Here is a 15,738-nt window from a genome sequence, read left to right as displayed (position 1 = left end):
TGACAGCAAAAAAAGCATCCGACTATAAGGATGCTTTTTTTGCACTTTTGTTTTTTAGTACCAAATGGTCACCGCTTTTTTATATGCATCACTATTAGGGATCGCATGTATCCCTTGGGCCTGTGCTTTTCGCGGGTCATAATCATATACCATTGGTGTATAGCATGAGGTCTGCCCGATATTCACAACACCATTTCCCCCGGAACTGGAGCATGTATAGGCCTTACCATCAGTACTTCGGACGATCCTGGCATCCGCTTCATGGTTGTATACGGCGGGGCGTGTTACGGTCACTTTTGCCCAGGCGGTTTTACAGACAGTACTGAATTTCAACTCTACATACGAATTGGAATCGATCCATTTTTTATCCTTCGTTACCGCCGAACTTGCACAACTATTATAGAATGGACTTTTCCCATCATAAGTATGTGTTTCGGCCAGTGCCTGATTTTTTCCAAATCCAAAGTCGACAAGAAACATCGACAGTGTCATCAACATGGATAAAACTATCATTTTAAGCTTTTTATTCAATTCATTCATCCTTTCTTTCCATAAAAATAGATGAAGGCTTTTCCTGTTTCATTAATACCAGTCGGTTTCACCTGCTGTATATGGCCAAAAAGCGACCGCTTTTGCTTTTCGCGGATCCAAATCATATACCATTGGTGTATAGCATGACGTTTGACCTTTATTTATTTCACCATTTCCTCCAGGAGATGCACAGCTAAATTGTTTATTATCAGTATTTCGGACAACCAATGCCGTTGCCTCCCCATCTGCTTTAGCCGGTCTGCTTAGAGTGAGCTTTGCCCAAGCCGTTTTACAAGTTGTGCTGAATTTCAACTCCAGATTGGCAGAAGCACCGTTGGCATAAATTTTCACGGCCTTCTTTGTTACTGCGCTATTCGCACAACCATTATAGTAAGGACTTTTTCCATCATAGATGTGTGTTTCTGCTGATGCTTTGCTGGCAAAAAGATCAAGGGAGCCAAAAAGGACTAAAGAAGCTACAAAAAATGAAATGATTAAAACCATTTTTTTCATTATTTCACTCATCCCCTTAACAAAATTTGTACACTGTTCATCTTACAATTTTGTCATATTCTTACAAGTGATAAATTCCCTAGTTCATGAAAAACTACATCCCCACCTTTAACTTGCAGGCCTGACATCACTATTACAGTCTGGTATGTCTCGCTTTATCAACTGAATCACCACAGAGACAAAGTCATTATCCCTATGAGCAATTCAGGACAAATAAGGTAACAACTAAGGACATATTCGTGTCTCGCTGAAACAAAACGAGCCAATAGGCTGCCGTTGACCGGGAAAGATACAGGTCGATTTACTTAATGTTTTTTCAAGAAAAAAGAAAAGCCCCAACAAAACTCGAATCGTTTTGTCGGGGCTTTATTTTCATTTAGCATGGTTTTCTCTGATCAATCTAATGATGCTTCTAAAATAGGAAAGATAATGTATCATCGCGTCCAACAAACCGGTCGATCATCCTATAGCCTTCGTGATTCATTTCAAATCCCTTAATATTCACTTTGTCCTTCGCTTCGATCCAAAAAGCTCTTCGAAGTCAATCAGTACAACCTTCACCATCCCGAAAACCTCTTCTTGCTGCAGGGTGAAATCATCGAAGCCATGTGCACTTTCATATAGTTCTTTGTCGATGTAATCTCAAAGGAAACGTCAATGCCTATTTGTTCTTTAGTCTCCCGACTCCTTCGTATACCGTTCATGAGCCAGTAAATGGCCGGCAGCCGTAAATTCGGATAATCTTTTTTCATCCACACCGATGTTTGTCCCAATCTATACACTTCATCATGCACGATCTGAATCGAATACTTTCAACACCTCAGTTTCCATGGAGCTTCACACCTAGCAATTTATATAAAACTGCTTCACCCTTTTTCTTTTCTCCAATTTTTCGGGTTTAAATAGCCTTTATATTTAGCTGCCACTTCTTTCCCAACCAAAAGCGCGCCTGCCCAAAACATGACTTCCGCAAAGACGATCGCACCTGTTATGACCCCTGCTTTAACCGCAGTCGAAAATGGCGTAAAAGGTGCTACGACAGGAATGATCCAAGTAAGAAGGGAAATGATCAGGAATCCCATCCCTACTTTGTAAAACTTCGATTTCTTTACTTCCTTACTTTCTTTATCCAATTAAATAACCTCCGTCATGATGATTTTCATTTAATTACCCCGCCAATCATTCCACTTTCAAATATACCATTGAATATATTCTTTTTTTATACGTTTGAATGTTCATTTCGTTTCATAAATATGAGAAATAAATAAATTCCATTTGAGGAAAACTAGAGAAGGTTTTTGATAGGAGGTCATTGTATCTATTAATGAATTGACTTTACTATTCTTAATGGATTTAATAATCTTATAACACTTGCATACAGGAAAGGAAAATCCAATGTACATTGAATTCATTGCCACAACGATAGAGGATGCCATATTAATCGAAAAATCGGGAGCAGACCGAATCGAGCTTGTCAGTTCTTTAGCCGAGGGGGGATTAACTCCCAGCCACGCCCTAATAGAAGCTGTCGTCAATTCGGTAAGGATACCAATCAACGTAATGGTAAGGCCTCATAGCCAGTCGTTTTGTTATACGCAAAATGATTTGGAAATAATGAAAAAAGATATCGAAATCATTCGATCACTGGGAGCGAACGGGGTTGTATTGGGTGCATTAAATGAAAATAATGAAATCAATCTTCCATACCTCGAAGAACTATTGACGGTATGTGAAAGTTTGGAGATTACATTCCACCGAGCCATCGATGACACAAACGACCCAGTCATTTCAGCTGAAATGCTAGCACAATATCCAGAAATCACAACGATATTGACCTCAGGTGGACATGGTGATTTCCCCAGCCGCATGAAAACGATTCAACAAATGAAAAGAGTCTGCGGCGACATAGCGATACTGGTTGGAAGCGGCCTAAATAAGGATAATATCCTTCCTATCCATTCCGAACTGCATACCGGTCACTATCATTTCGGTACGGCTGTTCGAAAAAATAACAGTATCATTGAAGGAGTTTCATTAGAAAAAGCTAAAGAAATCGTAAACATGCTAAAGAAAAAATAATGTTGGAAAGGGACCACATCACTGGTCCCTTTCATGATTCAGATTTCTTTTTTTGTAAAAAGACTGAGTCCCAAAACCAAAAAACCAGTGCCGCAGAAAGGCTTATTGCATAGTAACACGATAATGCCAAGCACTCCCCAGGAACCCCAGCTAAAAATAACCAACACCGTAGAAAGCGATAGAGACAGGATGAGACTAGACTAAAAAAATAATAAGGAATCACATCGCTTAGCTCCGATACCTTTTGACTCATTTTCCAAGTTCCATTTTAACCAGCACCTCGCTATAACGCAGACGGACAACACAGCCTACAATAATATAATGGGAATTTTTACATATTCATTATGCTATATAATTACCACTAAAAATTAAATCGATAAACAGTATGAGAATATCTCTCCTGTGCCTGACGCATACTGGGATAAAAATTCAGCCTGGGTTGACACTATGACTGATTATTATTTATGGTCCTTTTTAATAATTCTCCTATTCATCTATTTTAAATGGTTCACAAGTGTAGAAAGTAAGGAAGCGAAGGGATGAGTGATAGTTAGCTTCATTCCATCAATGGCCCTTTTTTTACTTTTCATTTTCATACGGGTACAGGCCATAGGGGTTGGATATTGCCTGACAATCAGCTCCAAAATAAGAAGGTTGCCGCAGCAACCTTCCATCATGAAATTTCTAATCTTGGGATTTAATTTTTGTTAGCGTCAGCAAAATGACCCATCGCATCACACATGAATTTTGCTAAACCATCACCATATTGGTCGATATTTTTGGTGAAGCGTTGATCATCCACGTACATTTGACCTAATCCTTTGAAAGCCTCCAGTGAGTATGTGCCGAAGTTATTGTTCAAACAATCATACCATTCTTTAATTAACTCTTGTGCCTCCGCCGATTTGGGCGAGGCAGTACGGATTGTCGCAAGTTTTAAATAGATCTCCGATACAACTTTCTGTGCATCTTTGGACATTCCCGCCACTTTAGCCTTCGACTCATCGACAGCCTTATCCCCCCAAAGCTTGCGAGCTTCTTCTTCATATGGATTCTGACTGAAGTCAAATCCTTCAAATTTTTCTTTGTCCGTCATTTCAATTTCCCCTTTCATATGTTTAATCGATTTTTCGACCGTCTTAATTAATTTATCGAGCTGACTTCGTTTCTCCAGTAATATTTTTTGATGTTGCTTTAATGCTTCTTGTTTATCAAACGAAGAGCTGCTTATCATTTGTTTTATTTCCTTTAACGGCATGCCAAGTTCCCTGAAAAACAGGATCTGCTGCAACATTTCAAGATTATCATTCGAATAAAGGCGATAACCTGCATCGGTTATTTCCTCTGGCGATAATAACCCGATTTCATCATAATAATGCAGTGTCCGCACACTAATGCCAACTAAATCGGCTAGCTCTTTCACTTTCATCGCCACTGCTGCTTACCTCCTTTCGATATCTTTTACTCTAAGGCATTACGCAACGTCAGAGTCAAATGGTAAAATGAAAATTTCCCGCCCAATTTTAAAAGACGATCCTTCCTAATGAAGAATCGCATGTTAGTCAGTGTTCAATCTTTGTAAAAGCTTTGGATTAAAGCAAATCTATGTATTAAAATTTCCAATTACTTGTGATTTGGATGTATTTACTTGTGAGTTTGGCGCTTTTACTCGTAAATTTGGGCTTTACTCGTGAGTTTAGTGCTTTTACTCGTGAGTTTAGCACTTTTACTCGTGAGTTTAGCACTTTTACTCGTGAGTTTTACGCTTTTACTCGTGAGTTTTACGCTTTTACTCGTGAATTTAGTGCTTTTACTCGTGAGTTTAAACAATTATCTTATTTGAAGCCTTTCATGAAAGCTAGCTCCGATCTTAGCTATACTTCTACCTCCAATGATTGGGAATGCTTAATGAAAGCGGTAATTTTGTCTTCATATCGCCTTTAGCCGAATTGATCTGTGCTTGTGTGATAAAGAAACTTCCGGTGAGATCGGCACCGCTTAAATCAGCGTCCCTAAAGTCTGCACCGATAAGGTCAGTCACTCTCATGTCAGCCTCTCTGAGGTCAGATGCAATAAACAAAGCTCCTCTTAAGTTCGCTCCCCTAAGGTCAGCACCTCTCAATTTTGCACCGATAAGGTCACTTCCCCTACCTATTTTGTTCTGTTTTTTTGAATTTTTATTTTTCTTAATTGGAACCTTTGCACGTACGAGTTCACTTGTGCGCAGAAGTAAATCATTTATGATCGCTCTATGAGCTGGTACATTCAGGTCCATGATAGACTTTGGACTTTGCTTAGTGAGATATTCCGTGTCTTCAAAAGCAGCCTGCAATTCTCGGTGAAGAGGTTGCGCATCTTCTAAATTCAGTGCTTCATTTAAGTAACAAAGCATTTCATGAAGTTGTTGCATAATAGGAAATACCTCGAACATCTCCTTTGCTGACGCTGGGTTGTCTCTCCAGTCTTCTCCATTATAAGTAAGTTGAGATACTTTTTGACCGGCCCCGAAGCATTCATATACCGTGCAGCCTCGAAATCCTTTTGCTCTGAGATTTTCATGGATGCCGCAACGATAATCTGATTGCAGGTTGGAACATGGTGTACCTCCATCTTTATCAAATGCAAAATCAGCAGATTTTGCATAAGGCAAAGCTACACAGCACAAACCAAAACAATTCTCACAGTCTGCACGTAAATGATCAAGTATACTATCGTTATTCGTTAATTGATTAAACAATACTTACACTTCCTTCTATTAAAAATTGGTTCTATAAAACCAATCGGTTCATACTAGTAGATTTTTTGTTCTCTTCTATTTTATCAAAAATTCCAGTAAATCTATATATTAACAAAATACAAGTAAACAAACGAGATAATGAAATTAATCATGTTATAATTTCTACAAGATGTCACAGGACTCTAGTGAATAAGATAAGGGAGTGTAGGCATGAATCCTTTTAATGGCAGAAAAAAAGGGGAGACAAAAAAAGAAATGCAGTATTGCAACTACACGTTGGAAACAGAGGCAGAAGGAGATATAGACGAAATGTCTTTTCAAATCGCAAGAATTCTTCGGGCAACTTCCAATGAGATCATTTTTTTATGTATTGGTACAGATCGTTCTACAGGAGATTCATTCGGCCCTTTAGTGGGGACGATGCTAAGAGAAAAACAAGTCCCTTATCATGTCTTTGGAACACTCGCAGAACCTGTTCACGCCCTTAATTTGAAAAGTGTTTTAAAAGAAATAAAAAGGCAATTTAAAAATCCCTTTATTTTTGGCATCGATGCTTGTTTGGGTGGTTATCATCAAATCGGTTCCATTTTTCTGACAAAAGGTCCTTTTAGCCCTGGCGGAGCCATGAATAAATCCTTACCTGAATTGGGTGATTATCACCTAAAAGCCGTCGTGAATTATTTAGATCCCCTTTTCCCCCAACAATCCTTAAATGATACGAGACTGGATTCAGTCATGAATCTAGCGAAGATTACCACAAGAATCATTGTTAAAACCGTCTAAAATAATAGTAAAACCCCAATAAAGCCTAAGCTTTTTCGGGGTACACTTAAATGCATAGTCTTGAAGGATACTCGGAGGTTTTGTGTTTTAACCATCATATAAAGTTCCGCTTCCAATTTCGAATAACCCTTTATTGTCAACTAGCCATAAATACCTCTACGATTCATTGCTATCACTATGCTAAACCTGGGTCATTAAAATAAATGATTTCTGAAAGAACCTTATTGCCCTGAATATTCCAAAAAACTTCCCTTGCTGCTTTTTCTGTTTCAAATTCATACATTACAATATCTCTGTTTTTATAGAGTGTGATGACCCACATTGAAAATCCTCCAATTTAAAAAATATCGTTGCATGATCGGCAAGATAGTGACTATATGACTCCCAAGATTATCGCTGCTATTGTCATAACAGTGACAGTCCCTAATGCCCATTTCACGGCAAACCGCTGTAAATCCCCAAAGTCAGTGCCCACTAAACCTATTAGCAAATGTGCTGCAGCTACCAAAGGACTCAATACGTGTATCGGTTGCCCTATTAACGAGGCGCGCCCTATTTCTGCCGCGCTTATTCCATAAGCATCAGCGGCCTGAGCGATAATTGGAAGTACGCCAAAATAGAATGCATTATTAGACATAAAGAAAGTAAAAGGGGCACTTGCATACGCTACAATAACCGGTAAAAATGGTCCTAAAGGTTCTGGAATTAGCGAAACCAACGTAATGGCCATTGCATCAATCATTTTCGTTCCAGACATGATGCCGGTAAAGATCCCGGCTGCAATGACAATTGAAACAACGGCCAATGCATTTTTCGAATGAACGGCGATTCGATCCTGCTGATCTTTCAAATCAGGATAATTGACCAATAACGCAACGGCGAACGCAATCATGAATAAAATGGTCAAAGACATAAAATCAATGATTAATGAGGTCATGAGCACAATCGTTAAAATGAAGTTGAACCAAACCAATTTCGGTCTGCGATAATCACGGGAGACCGTTGTTGCGGCTAATTCAGAATTAGCCTCCGAATTCATTTCTTTTGTGTGATTATGCTGGATCTCCACTACGCCTAATCTCTTTCGTTCCCCTTTTCCCAATATAAAAGCCGCGACCAGAACCCAAATGAGGCCGAAACCCATGACCGGAAGCATTGGCAAGAACAATTCCGATGCATCAAGATTTAACGAAGCCATTGCCATGGCGGAAGCTCCCCCCCACGGTGTCATATTCATTACACCCATGGATAACATGGCTACAGTCGCTAATATTATTTTGTTCATGCCCAGACGCTTATAAAGGGGTAAAAGCGCTGAGACGGTAATGATGTAAGTAGTTGTCCCGTCCCCATCTAATGCAACAGTCATTGAGAGAATAGCGGTTCCCAACACTATCTTTAAAGGATCTCCTTTTACTATTTTTAATATTTTGGAAATTAGAGGATCGAATAAACCGGAATCTATCATTATTCCAAAATATAAAATCGCAAATAAAATCATTATGGCTGTGGAAGCTATTCCTTCAACACCATCCTGCATCATGGGTCCCAGTTCTGTAAAAAATCCTCCGATCACTCCAAATATGATTGGAACGAGCATAATGGCCACTAATGCCGATAGCCGCTTCGACATAATTAAGTACATGAATACTGCAATCATGGAAAATCCTAAAATGGATAACATCTTCTAGCTCCCTTCTGTTTTCCACCATCTTATTTGACAGCGCTTTCTTTAGAGACTATCATCCAATAAACCTTATTCACATATAAAGAAAGTAATAAGAGTTTTTTTTATAAATGGAGTTTTATTCATTTTTTTCACGCCTGAAAAAGAAAAACCCCTGTTGATGAAAGCAAATTTCATCAACAGGGATTTATAGTTGTTTTATTTTGTATTTTCTTTCAGGCCTACCTACACTGCCATACAAAACCTCGACTTCCATTTCATTACAGGAAACTAAATACTCCAGATATCTGCGCATGGTCGAATAGCTAATTCCAACGAGTTGACCAAGTTCATCAGCGCTTAAACTGCCATTGACGTTTTGAATCTTACTTCTGACCATTTTCAAGGTATGTTTGTCAATTCCCTTGGGAAGAGGATTTAAGTGGACATCATTTGCTTTAATTGGGTTACTTATGGTCCGAAAAAGAGTATCCACATTATCTTGATTTACTAAGTTGTTATTATGCAGCTGCTGTCTAGTCAGGTCGTATTGGTTGAGCGTCGCTAAAAGCTTATCGATAATGATGGGTTTTATTAGGTAACCAAAAGCCCCACCCCTAATCGCTTCACTGACTGTTTCGGTATCATTCGCGGCTGTGATCAGAATTACATCAATCCCCCGGTATTCCCTTCTAATTTCCCGAAGAAGGTCAATTCCATTCATATCCGGTAAAAAGATATCCAATAAAATCAGGTCCGGCTGTGCGGCATGTAATATATTTAATGCTTGCTTGCCAGTGCTGGCTGTAGCAATGACAGTAAATTGATCTAGTTGATTCGTAAAGTGTTTATATATATTCACTGCATTCTCGTCATCTTCAACAATGACGACTGTAATCGGTCCTTTGGACATTCTTACGCCTCCTTTTCAGCTTTTAAATCCTTCGGGAAGACGATAGTAAATCTTGCTCCGCCCAAATAACTGTGATCAATATAAATTTCACCACCTAAAAGACCAATGGAGTTTTTTACAATGGCCAAGCCGATCCCATGATTATCCCCATTTTTAGTCGTATAACCATCTATAAAAATAATATCTTCCATTGCATGAGGGATACCTGGACCGTTATCCTCGATATCAAATATAATTTCGTTTCCTAAATCCGTAAACGAAACTTTGACCTTTCCCTCATTTTTGTTTTTATGCCGTGCTGCCTCCATCGCATTATCGATGACATTACCAATAACGGAAACCAAGTGATGGGAATCCTCAGGCTTTAATGAACTGTTTAAATTGCTTTCCTGTTCTATTTCTAATATAACCTGCAATTCTTTTGAACGGTTTATCTTTCCAAGTAAACAGGCGGCGATTAACGGATCTTTAACAGATGACATAAGAAACGAAATGATATCTTGCCTCTCCCTCACTTCAGAAGAGATGATATTCAATGCCCTATCATATTGTTTTAAACTAAGTAATCCATAAATGGTATTTAATTTATTTAAAAACTCATGGTTTTGTGCCCGCATATTTTCTGAAAAGGCCTTGATTTCTGAAAATTCATCTGTTAATTGTTCAATTTCGGATACTGTTCTTATTGTTAAAACGATGCCCCTGACGTCATTATGATTTAGAATTGGGGATAAATCCAAAATGTATAGCTGTTGGCCTAAAAGTAACTTACGATTGAACTGCCCCTCCTTTGTGCTGATTACCATTTTGATAAGTTGTACTAAATGCTCATTCACAACCCGCTTTCCCACCATAAGCTGATGATCATGAAACAATTCACGTGCTCTTTTATTCATGGAAGTAACCTGTTTTTCTATATTGATCGTAATGGTAGCATATCGGATGGCATCAAGTGTCGCTTCCCTTTCTTGAAAAAGAAAAGAAATTTCCTCCGGCTCCAAACCTAAAATAAGCTTTTTTAAGCGTCGTGCTATAAATATTGCCCATACGATTCCTACACCGATTGGGATAAGTGACAAATGAATGATCTTCATTTTATAATTGGATAGTTGATCTTGCACATTCTCTACCAAAAACCCTACAGATGAAACACCGATAACTTCGCCTTTATCATTCCAGATGGGCGCCTTAGCTTTAATCGCTGGACCCGATATCCCATTTCCTTCATAAATAATTGATTTGTGTTCATTGAGTACTGCATCATTACTAGTAGCCGTAGGCTTCCCAATATAGTCTGGATTAGGATGAGAGTAGCGAAGTCCTTTATCGTTCGCAATGGTTACATAATCGGCACCCGTTGTTTTACGAATCATTTCTGATGCGGGTTGAATCACCTCTGATGGCTGATCATCGTTAAAACCCTGGATGATGGTTGGATTTTGAGCCGCTAATTTTGCCACCGTCATTGCTTGCTTTCCCATATTTTTTTCGACGATGTCTTCGAGCAGTGTAGAGAATAGAATGCTCACAAGCAAGGTACTGATAAAAACAACGAATATGATAAGTAATGTTATTTGAGTTAATAAGTTCACTCTAATTTTAAACATCCGCATTTATGCTCTAAGCCTTTCCGTATTGAGTTAATAGTTCTTCCCATTCTTCAAGTGAAAGTTTTTCGTTCATATGCTTATATGCATCAGGGACTTTTACCGAACACATAAGTTCCAGACTATTGCCATCAGGATCATTGAAATAGACGGAAGCGTTTCCTTGGTTCGGACGCACAAAAGGTTCAATCGTTGTCCTTTTTCCAAAAGGGACGACTTCAATTTTTAGAGATTGGAGCCAAGTTAATGCATTTTTCATATTATCATAAGTTACCCGAAATGCGATATGCCTTAGTGAAGGGTGGTATGTAGTTTGATATTCCTTCCCTTCCCACAAGCCTACCCAGCTTTTGTTTTCCTCCATCCAAAAGAAGGCCGTATCTTCATCCCTCCAAGCTAGTTTCAAGCCTATTTTCTTATAAAAATCCATTGAGATGGCCAGGTCCTTGACGGGTAAATGGGCTTCATATAAACCTTCTATCATATTACATTCTCCTTTTTCCGTTTAAGTAAATGAACTCTTTTGTCGGGAAACTATCTCGCGATTATTTCTTCATTGCTATATCTCTTACATCCTTTGCAATTTATGCGGTATATTAATAGAAGAAAATGGATTTATAAGTTCTTACTATAATGGTAGAATATTAGCTTTTGACCCGTATCCGCACTATTTTCCTCATTAATCGAAATCCGTTCAAAACCGTTTTTCACCAATACCTTTTGGGAGGCAATATTGTCGATTGTCGTTTTGGCATGTATTTGAGTCACATTCAATTCCGGCGCCAGAGTCACCAAAAGCCTTAAAGCTTCATTCGCAATCCCTTTTTGCGTAAACGCTTCACCGATTCTATAGCCGACAGAAGCCGTACCATTAATGGGGTCAATATCCACAAGATTGATCCTGCCGACGAAAATGCCTGAACCATCCTTAATCAAATAAAAAGAGGAGATAGCATCTTCTTGTTCTTTTAATAATTCCTTATGCCTGATCTCAAACGTTCCAAAGCTATAATAATCATCTCCCCGGCCTGGGACCGTTTGCTCGAAAAACCTTCTATTATTGCATTCAAATGCAAATAACGCTTGTGCATCCTGTTCATTAAGCCTGTCAATATATATCCATCATTCCTTCACCCTTTCAAAAAAAACGCTAAGCATATACCGCCTGATATATCATTCAAGAAAACCAAGGGCTTATCCTTCCTGATGAATATTTCTTCATTCAACAGTCTTTAGCAGCAATCAAGTGTTTTTGTTAAGGAATCTATTTTTAATCGTTCGATTTTTGCCAACAAACCGTTTATATGGATAACACTGTCGCATACTGATAAAATTTGATACCCTCAATACCGTATCATTCCAAGTGCGAATGGAACCATCATACCCACTAATTTCTATAAAAACCCAAAATTAGTTGAGAATAAATCTTTTTACACACGTTGTATTAAGTGTAAAAGCTTTTACAAAAAAACAAGGGGAATCATGTCATGAAGTCTACTGATATAAATTTTATCGAGCGGTTGCAACGCCAAGAAGAAGACGCATTGGAATTTATAGTGGATACCTATTTGCCACTAATCAAGGGGGTTACATATAAGGTTCTCTCTCCTCTTAGGAACGACGGTGTCATGGAAGAATGCATCAATGATATCTTTCTTTCAATCTGGAACAATTCAAAAAAGTTCCATGGGGATACATCAGATTTCAGAAAATGGATTTGTGCGATCGCTAAGTTTAAAGCGATTGATTATTACCGAAAAGCCATGAAGAAAATGGAGCTTACATCAGGTTACACAGAAGTAGATACAGAAAAATCTGCAGAAGACGAACTAATTATACTGGAGGACAGAAAAGAACTACTTCAGTTAATTGACCTTTTAGAGCCTGTAGATCGGGATATTTTTATCATGAAGTACTTTCTTGGTATAAAAAATGAGGATATTTCGATAAAACTTGGGTTGACCAAAGCATCAATAGATAATCGAATTTATAGGGGAAAAAAGAAGCTAAGTCAAAAAGCTACGAATCTTAAGTTAGGAGGCAGTGTCGTATGAAGGATATTTATGAATTATTAAATGATATAGACATAGACGAAACTGAATTTAAGGAAATGGAAGTATCCGAACTAGAAAAAGCTAAAGTCAAAAGGTCCCTAAAAAAATCAATAAGCAAGAAGAAAAAAATGAAACGTTGGCAAAAGAATGTTCTGGCTGCTTCGATTATATTCGGGTTATCCACCGCAACGATTGGTTTATCGTTCACGGCTTCTGCTAAAAGCATTCCTTCGATGGGAGATATTTTCAGCTATTTTAGTAATGAAAACTCAGGTCTCTCCGAGGATATCAAGAATAATGGAAAGGGTCTTTATAGTGATTATAAGGCCTACTCTAACGAAATTGGCTTTACCGAAGAAAGCAATGGACTTACTTTCACGATAAATGACGCCATTTATGACGGAAAAACGGTAACCATCACTTATACTATTGAAAGCGAAGAAGATTTGGGTGACGGATCATTCTATGTTCCCAGCCCGAATATAAAAGAAATGAAAGCACAAGGAGGATCGGATGGAATTTCAAAAGTAGCTGATAAAAAATATGTAGGCTTATTAACGGTTAGTAACTTAGAAGATCTTAAAGTAGAAAAGGTAAATATAGACTGGAATATAAACAGCATTAGTATTACCGACATGGATAAAGAGATAAAAGGAAATTGGGACTTTGCCTTCTCTCTAAAGGCAATTGAAAGTAACGAGAAGGTCATCAATAAAAGTGTGAATCAACATGGTGTAAAAGTATCCGTCGAAAAACTATCGATCTCGCCAATGTCCTTTGTGGTTGATTATCATCAAGAAGTGTCCGACTCAGTTAAAAACAAATGGCATGAAGCCTATGTGGAGTTGTCCATTAAAGATGACTTAGGAAATGTGTATGCTGGTCAAGGTAACGGAGGAAGCGGTATCGATTCTTATAATTTGAACTTCAGCAAAACATTTCAAAAAATCGATCCAAACGCTACGAAACTGATTGCGACACCACATGTAACATTACGTAATTTCACTTCAGAGAACCACGGAGAAGTAACCATAACGGAAGATGGTGAAGAAAAGGTGTCATCTTTCCCAACAAAACCGAGTAGTGCTCCAAAAGAGTTGGTATTGGATGATATCGTGATTGATTTGAAGAAATAACAATATTACCTTCAAGAGGTATACTGAACCCTAGATCCCAGAGTGGAGAAAGGTTCATGTATATCTCTTTTTTGTGACTTCTTATTCAGTCCATGAATAGAGATAAATACATGAATTCCTTCAAAAGTCAAAAATAAATTATTTTCTTCTGGTAAAAAATCAACGGATGATGTATCATAATCATCAGATATTTATTATTCTCATTTGGTTAATCGGAATTAGGAGGAATATATATGATTGGTTATGTGTTTTTAAATCTTGCCATAATGCTCGTTCTTTTAGGCGTTTTATTTTACATGAATAAGAAGCATGTTTCCTTTACAAAAAGGGTCTTTACTGGACTTGGTTTAGGGATTGTATTCGGACTTCTTTTGCAGTATTTCTATGAACCTCAGTCAGAAGCGATCGTTAAATCGGTCGATTGGTTTAACATTGTAGGTTCAGGCTATGTCAAGTTCCTGCAAATGATCGTTATGCCGCTTGTCTTCATTTCGATCTTATCAGCATTTACAAGATTGAAACTAACCAGCAATATCGGAAAGATCAGTGTCCTGATCATCGGAATCCTGCTTGGAACGACTGCGATTGCAGCAGCCGTCGGGATCACCTCGGCAACTGTGTTCAATTTGGAAGCCGTTCAAATTGACCAAGGGGATGCAGAGTTAAGCCGCGGGGATGAAATAACGGAAACTTACGGTACGATTCAGGATAAAACGATGCCGCAGCAAATCCTTGAATTGATTCCGTCCAATCCGTTCCTTGATTTAACGGGAGCACGACCGACATCAACCATTTCAGTTGTGATTTTTGCCGCATTTCTTGGGATTGCCTATTTAGGGGTCAAAAGGAAGCAGCCTGAACAAGCTGAATTTTTTGCTAAAATAGTAGATACATTGCACAGCATCACCATGCGCGTAGTCACATTGATCCTTCGTTTAACACCATACGGAATCTTGGCGATCATGACGAAGACAGTAGCTACGAGTGATTTGGATGCCATCCTGAAATTGGGGAAATTCGTCGGTGCCTCTTATGTCGCCCTGATTGTCATGTTCCTCATCCATTTGTTATTGCTGACGATTTCAGGATTGAATCCAATCGTATATTTGAGAAAAGCTTTCCCGGTATTATCGTTTGCCTTCACTTCGAGAACAAGTGCAGGAGCACTTCCATTGAACATCCAAACACAGAAACAACTAGGGGTGTCCGAAGGAATTGCCAACTTTGCCGGATCCTTCGGCTTGTCGATCGGTCAAAATGGCTGTGCCGGCATCTATCCGGCCATGTTAGCGGTCATGATCGCTCCAACGGTAGGAATCGACCCACTATCGCCTTCCTTTATAGCCATGTTGATTGCCGTCGTGGCCATTAGCTCTTTCGGGGTTGCAGGTGTAGGTGGAGGAGCAACATTCGCTGCCATTCTAGTATTATCTGCAATGAACTTGCCAATCGCTTTGGCTGGTATTTTGATTTCCGTCGAGCCATTGATCGATATGGGAAGAACAGCTGTGAATGTCAGCGGTAGCATGACTTCCGGTATTCTGACAAGTAAAATAACTGGTGACCTGGATAAAGAACAATTCAGCGAAGAATCATCTTTGAAAATTGAAGCAGAAATGTAAAATAAAAAAGCATCGGACTTCCTGTCATGGGAGGTTCGATGTTTTTTTTTTCATGGGCTGAACATTCAATTCAGCCAAAATTCTTGGTGCAAAAAAT

The 15,738-nt window shown here is 38.7% G+C and carries 16 protein-coding genes; 5 read left to right on the top strand and 11 right to left on the bottom strand.

Annotation, left to right across the window (positions count from 1 at the left end):
* Positions 1 to 54: 54 nt before the first annotated feature.
* The 3 genes from J7E52_RS07825 to J7E52_RS07815 form a co-directional block, all read right to left on the bottom strand.
* On the bottom strand, positions 55 to 540 hold the full coding sequence (locus tag J7E52_RS07825; protein ID WP_396020255.1) for a DUF2690 domain-containing protein: 486 nt from the start codon (positions 538 to 540) through the stop codon (positions 55 to 57).
* 42 nt (positions 541 to 582) lie between these two features.
* Positions 583 to 1,044 (bottom strand): YjfA family protein, encoded by a 462-nt coding sequence (locus tag J7E52_RS07820; RefSeq protein WP_396020254.1) that lies wholly within the window; start codon positions 1,042 to 1,044, stop codon positions 583 to 585.
* Between the two features lie 866 nt (positions 1,045 to 1,910).
* Positions 1,911 to 2,177: a transporter suffix domain-containing protein gene (locus J7E52_RS07815; RefSeq protein ID WP_286197555.1), complete on the bottom strand. Its 267-nt coding sequence runs from the start codon at positions 2,175 to 2,177 to the stop codon at positions 1,911 to 1,913.
* A gap of 262 nt (positions 2,178 to 2,439) precedes the next feature.
* Here J7E52_RS07815 and J7E52_RS07810 point away from each other — a divergent pair, with 262 nt between their 5' ends.
* A complete protein-coding gene (locus J7E52_RS07810; protein ID WP_214744695.1) occupies positions 2,440 to 3,123 on the top strand; it encodes a copper homeostasis protein CutC in 684 nt (227 codons plus the stop codon).
* 697 nt (positions 3,124 to 3,820) lie between these two features.
* Here J7E52_RS07810 and J7E52_RS07805 read toward each other — a convergent pair.
* Together J7E52_RS07805 and J7E52_RS07800 are read right to left on the bottom strand one after the other, a co-directional pair.
* Positions 3,821 to 4,558, bottom strand: a complete 738-nt coding sequence (locus J7E52_RS07805; RefSeq protein WP_214744693.1) for a MerR family transcriptional regulator — start codon at positions 4,556 to 4,558, stop codon at positions 3,821 to 3,823.
* Positions 4,559 to 5,005: 447 nt separating this feature from the next.
* On the bottom strand, positions 5,006 to 5,860 hold the full coding sequence (locus J7E52_RS07800) for a pentapeptide repeat-containing protein (protein ID WP_214744691.1): 855 nt from the start codon (positions 5,858 to 5,860) through the stop codon (positions 5,006 to 5,008).
* Between the two features lie 210 nt (positions 5,861 to 6,070).
* On the opposite strand from J7E52_RS07800, the gene yyaC reads away from it, so the two are divergent.
* Positions 6,071 to 6,643, top strand: a complete 573-nt coding sequence (gene yyaC, locus J7E52_RS07795) for a spore protease YyaC (protein WP_286197554.1) — start codon at positions 6,071 to 6,073, stop codon at positions 6,641 to 6,643.
* Positions 6,644 to 6,818: 175 nt separating this feature from the next.
* Here the strand turns inward: yyaC and J7E52_RS07790 are convergent, their stop codons facing one another.
* The 6 genes from J7E52_RS07790 to J7E52_RS07765 form a co-directional block, all read right to left on the bottom strand.
* Complete coding sequence (locus tag J7E52_RS07790) at positions 6,819 to 6,965, bottom strand: hypothetical protein (RefSeq protein ID WP_214744689.1); 147 nt, start codon at positions 6,963 to 6,965, stop codon at positions 6,819 to 6,821.
* Positions 6,966 to 7,016: 51 nt separating this feature from the next.
* Positions 7,017 to 8,327: a CitMHS family transporter gene (locus J7E52_RS07785; protein WP_214744687.1), complete on the bottom strand. Its 1,311-nt coding sequence runs from the start codon at positions 8,325 to 8,327 to the stop codon at positions 7,017 to 7,019.
* 190 nt (positions 8,328 to 8,517) lie between these two features.
* Entirely contained in the window at positions 8,518 to 9,222 is a 705-nt protein-coding gene (locus tag J7E52_RS07780; protein ID WP_214744685.1) for a response regulator, read from the bottom strand.
* A gap of 2 nt (positions 9,223 to 9,224) precedes the next feature.
* Positions 9,225 to 10,829, bottom strand: a complete 1,605-nt coding sequence (locus J7E52_RS07775; protein WP_286197552.1) for an ATP-binding protein — start codon at positions 10,827 to 10,829, stop codon at positions 9,225 to 9,227.
* Positions 10,830 to 10,842: 13 nt separating this feature from the next.
* The gene (locus J7E52_RS07770) at positions 10,843 to 11,313 is read right to left on the bottom strand and encodes a VOC family protein (protein WP_214744681.1); all 471 of its coding nucleotides are present in this window, start codon (positions 11,311 to 11,313) and stop codon (positions 10,843 to 10,845) included.
* Between the two features lie 131 nt (positions 11,314 to 11,444).
* Entirely contained in the window at positions 11,445 to 11,942 is a 498-nt protein-coding gene (locus tag J7E52_RS07765; protein WP_309476862.1) for a GNAT family N-acetyltransferase, read from the bottom strand.
* 374 nt (positions 11,943 to 12,316) lie between these two features.
* Here J7E52_RS07765 and J7E52_RS07760 point away from each other — a divergent pair, with 374 nt between their 5' ends.
* From J7E52_RS07760 to J7E52_RS07750, 3 genes are all read left to right on the top strand, one after another.
* Positions 12,317 to 12,883: a sigma-70 family RNA polymerase sigma factor gene (locus J7E52_RS07760; protein ID WP_214744679.1), complete on the top strand. Its 567-nt coding sequence runs from the start codon at positions 12,317 to 12,319 to the stop codon at positions 12,881 to 12,883.
* Positions 12,880 to 14,019, top strand: a complete 1,140-nt coding sequence (locus J7E52_RS07755; RefSeq protein WP_214744677.1) for a DUF4179 domain-containing protein — start codon at positions 12,880 to 12,882, stop codon at positions 14,017 to 14,019. Before J7E52_RS07760 ends, J7E52_RS07755 begins: the two co-directional genes overlap by 4 nt.
* Positions 14,020 to 14,252: 233 nt before the next feature.
* Positions 14,253 to 15,641, top strand: coding sequence for an L-cystine transporter (locus tag J7E52_RS07750; protein WP_214744675.1), 1,389 nt, complete (start codon positions 14,253 to 14,255; stop codon positions 15,639 to 15,641).
* Positions 15,642 to 15,738: the final 97 nt, after the last annotated feature.

Source organism: Bacillus sp. ISL-34 (assembly GCF_018613325.1).
Taxonomy (GTDB): Bacteria; Bacillota; Bacilli; order Bacillales; family DSM-1321; genus Peribacillus.
This window is presented reverse-complemented; position numbering and strand designations above follow the sequence as displayed.

What these genes read in the sequence shown, in the direction of transcription:
- J7E52_RS07775 (WP_286197552.1), bottom strand. Translation starts at nt 10,829, where the DNA reads ATGTTTAAAATTAGAGTGAACTTATTAACTCAAATAACATTACTTATC.
- J7E52_RS07825 (WP_396020255.1), bottom strand. Translation starts at nt 540, where the DNA reads ATGAATGAATTGAATAAAAAGCTTAAAATGATAGTTTTATCCATGTTG.
- yyaC (WP_286197554.1), top strand. Translation starts at nt 6,071, where the DNA reads ATGAATCCTTTTAATGGCAGAAAAAAAGGGGAGACAAAAAAAGAAATG.
- J7E52_RS07770 (WP_214744681.1), bottom strand. Translation starts at nt 11,313, where the DNA reads ATGATAGAAGGTTTATATGAAGCCCATTTACCCGTCAAGGACCTGGCC.
- J7E52_RS07785 (WP_214744687.1), bottom strand. Translation starts at nt 8,327, where the DNA reads ATGTTATCCATTTTAGGATTTTCCATGATTGCAGTATTCATGTACTTA.
- J7E52_RS07755 (WP_214744677.1), top strand. Translation starts at nt 12,880, where the DNA reads ATGAAGGATATTTATGAATTATTAAATGATATAGACATAGACGAAACT.
- J7E52_RS07820 (WP_396020254.1), bottom strand. Translation starts at nt 1,044, where the DNA reads ATGAAAAAAATGGTTTTAATCATTTCATTTTTTGTAGCTTCTTTAGTC.
- J7E52_RS07750 (WP_214744675.1), top strand. Translation starts at nt 14,253, where the DNA reads ATGATTGGTTATGTGTTTTTAAATCTTGCCATAATGCTCGTTCTTTTA.
- J7E52_RS07790 (WP_214744689.1), bottom strand. Translation starts at nt 6,965, where the DNA reads ATGTGGGTCATCACACTCTATAAAAACAGAGATATTGTAATGTATGAA.
- J7E52_RS07760 (WP_214744679.1), top strand. Translation starts at nt 12,317, where the DNA reads ATGAAGTCTACTGATATAAATTTTATCGAGCGGTTGCAACGCCAAGAA.
- J7E52_RS07780 (WP_214744685.1), bottom strand. Translation starts at nt 9,222, where the DNA reads ATGTCCAAAGGACCGATTACAGTCGTCATTGTTGAAGATGACGAGAAT.
- J7E52_RS07810 (WP_214744695.1), top strand. Translation starts at nt 2,440, where the DNA reads ATGTACATTGAATTCATTGCCACAACGATAGAGGATGCCATATTAATC.